This window comes from Humidesulfovibrio sp. (assembly GCF_035560995.1).
Classification (GTDB): Bacteria; Desulfobacterota; Desulfovibrionia; order Desulfovibrionales; family Desulfovibrionaceae; genus Humidesulfovibrio.
In genome coordinates this window covers 1-3,203 of sequence record NZ_DATMYK010000351.1, presented here as the reverse complement: position 1 = coordinate 3,203, position 3,203 = coordinate 1, and the positions used below count along the sequence as shown (strand labels likewise).

Here is a 3,203-nt window from a genome sequence, read left to right as displayed (position 1 = left end):
CCGCCCTCGGCCTGCCTGTGCCTGCGGGCTTCGTGGTCAGCGCCGCGGGGTACGAGGCCTTCATGGCCGCGGGCGACCTGCAGGCCGAGATCAACGCCCGGCTGCAAAGCCTGCGCGAGGACACCGGCCCGGCCGACTCTGAAGCCATAGCCGCGCGCTACCGCGTCTCCTCCGACATCCAGCAGCGCATCATGGCCGCCCCCGTGCCCGAGGAGCTTGCGGACGCCATCGCCCGGGCCTATGCCCGGCTCTGCGCCGAGGCGGGCGGGGGCAGCGTGCGCGTGTCGCTGCGCAGCAGCGCGCTGGGCGAGGACGCCGCCGGAACCACCTTCGCCGGTCAGTTCAAGAGCCTCCTGAACGTCCCGTCCGAGAATCTCCTCGACGCCTACCGCGAGATCGTGGCCAGCAAGCACAGCCTGCACGCCATGACCTATCGCCTGAACAGGGGCATCCGCGATGAGGACGTGGCCATGTGCGTTGGCTGCATGGAACTGGTGGACGCCCGCGCGGGCGGCGTCATGTACTCGCGCAATCCGCTGGACGCCCGCGACGCCTCGGTGTTCATCAACTCCGTGTGGGGCCTGCCCACGGCGGTTGTGGACGGCACCACGCCCACGGATCTTTTCGTTGTGGAGCGCGCAGGCGGGGACAGCTTCCTGGCCCGGCGCGAGGTCAAACGCAAGTTCGAACGCACCGTGCCCGACGAAGGCGAAGGCCTGCGCCGCGAGGCCCTGGAGCCGGAACTGGCGGAAGCGCCTTCGCTTACGGACGCGCAGGCCCTGGAGCTGGCGCGCCTGGCCGACAGGCTGGAGGACGCCTATGGCGGCCCGCAGGACATCGAGTGGGCCGTGGACCAGCAGGGGCGCGTGCTCTTGCTGCAATGCCGCCCGCTGCAGCTGGTGACGCCGGATGCGGACGCCGCCCCGGCCGGCCGGGCCGTGGAGGGCGCCACGGAACTCTTCGCCGGGGGCACCACGGCCTGCGCAGGCGCGGGCGCGGGCCCGGTGTTCGTGGCCCGCAAGGAGATCGACGCCCTGCGCTTCCCCGAAGGCGGGGTGCTTGTTGCGCCCATGGCCCTGCCGCGCTGGGCCGCGCTGCTTTCCCGCGCCTCGGCCCTGGTGACGGAGCAGGGCGGCATCACCGGGCATCTGGCCAATGTGGCGCGCGAATTCGGCGTGCCCGCGCTGTTCGACGTGCCCGAGGCCGCCACGCGCTTCGCCGAGGGCGAGGTCGTCACCGTGGACGCCCTGGGCAGGCGCGTGTACGCGGGCCGGGTGGAGGAGCTGCTGGCCAAGGGCGAGGCCCCCGCGCCGGTGATGGCGGGCAGCCCGGTGTTCGAGAGCCTGCGCGAGGTGACCCGGCTCATTCTGCCGCTGAACCTGACCGACCCGGAGGGCGAGAACTTCCGGCCGGAGGCCTGCGCCACCTATCACGACATCACCCGCTACGCGCATGAGATGAGCGTGCGCGACATGTTCGACTTTGGCTCCAAGAGCGGGTTGGCGAGCCAGGCCAGCAAGCAGCTGGTGTGCAAGGTGCCCATGCAGTGGTGGGTGGTGAACCTGGACGACGGCTTCGCCCGCGACGTGCCGGAACGCTTCGTGAACCTGGCCGACATCGTGAGTCCGCCCATGCAGGCCATCTGGGCGGGCATCTGCGCCGTGCCCTGGGCCGGGCCGCCGCCGGCGAGCAACGCGGGCATGATGAACATCTTCCTGCAGGCCACCATGAACCCGGAGCTGGCCGAGGGCGCGGCCGGGGGCTTTGGCGAGCGCAACGTGTTCATGATCTCCAAGCGCTACGCCTGCCTGAACTCGCGCTTCGGCTTCCATTTCACCACCATCGAGTCCATGCTCACCGATGGCGATTTCGACTCCTACGCGGGCTTCAAGTTCAGCGGCGGCGCGGCCGACGCGAACCGTCGCGTGCTCAGGGCCGAGCTCATCGGCGAGGTGTTGGAGCGCTACGACTTCCAGACCAAGCTGCGCGGCGACAATCTCTTCGCCAAGGCCGAGAGCCGCCGCCACGGCTTCATTCTGGACCGTCTGCGCATCCTGGGCTACCTGCTGGTGCACACCCGCCAGCTGGACATGGCCATGGCCGACCGGGGCGCGGCCGACGCCCTGCGCGCCAAGATGCTGGGGGACATCGAAACCATGCTGGCCCAGCCCTTCCAGTGCCAGGAGCCGGGGAGCGCGCAATGAGCGGCGGGACGCTTCGGCAAAAACCAGGCCGGGTGCGCGTGCTGCACGTGCTCAAATCCCTTGGACTGGGCGGCACGGAGAAGGTGGCCCAGCTTTTCTTGCGCCACCTGGACCCCGCGCGCTTCGAAACCGCAGCGCACAGCCCCCTGGATGGTCCCCGCGCGGCGCAGATCCGCGCGGGCGGCAGCACCACCTTTGTCGGCATGGATTTGGGAAAGACGCTTGATGCATTCCGGCCCCAGATCATCCACCTGCACCGGGCAGGCTGGCCGGAGCCGGAATTCCTGCGCCCGGTGCGCTCCTACACGGCCAGAAATCCCGCCCTTGTGGTGGAGACCAACGTCTTCGGCAGGCACGACCCTTCGCCTTCGGGAGCGGTCATCGACACGCACCTGTTCGTCTCGCGCTTCTGCGCCGACCGCTTCGAGCGGCATACGGCCATCGTGCCCGCGTGGCCAAAGTACGGGGTGCTGTACAATCCTGTGGATACGGACTTTTTCGCCTCCGCCTTGCCTGATGGTCCGCACCCGGCCGGGCCGGTGCTGGGGCGCATCTCCCGCGCCGATCCCGGCAAGTGGTCGCGCCTGGCCCTGGACATCCTGCCGCTGCTGGCGCGGGACGTGCCGGGCTTCCACTGCCGCATCGTGGGGGGCATCCCGGAGGCCGAGAATTTCGTGGGTAGGCAGGGGCTTTCACCGTGCGTGGAGTTCCTGCCGCCCGTTTCCACGGATGCGGAACTGGCGGAGTTCTATGGCGGCTTATTCGCCCTCGCCCATGCCAACGACACGGGTGAGAGTTTCGGCCTGGTCATTGCCGAGGCCATGGCCTGCGGACTGCCCGTGCTGACGCACCCCAGCGGGGACGGGCGCGACAACGCCCAGCTGGAGCTGGTGGATCACGGCGTGACGGGCCTGGTGGCCAGTACGGCCGAGGACTACGCGGCGAATGCGCGCCGGCTTTTCGGGAATCCGGACGAGGCGCGGGCCATGGGCCGGGCAG

2 protein-coding genes are annotated in these 3,203 nt (G+C 69.9%); both read left to right on the top strand.

Features of this window, described 5'->3' with window-relative positions:
* Positions 1 to 2,204, top strand: a 2,204-nt coding sequence (locus VN419_RS13915; RefSeq protein WP_325647818.1) for a PEP/pyruvate-binding domain-containing protein, incomplete at its 5' end; no start/stop codon positions are given.
* Positions 2,201 to 3,203: glycosyltransferase family 4 protein (locus VN419_RS13910; protein WP_325647817.1), on the top strand; the 1,003-nt coding region annotated here is incomplete at its 3' end. The genes VN419_RS13915 and VN419_RS13910, both read left to right, overlap by 4 nt.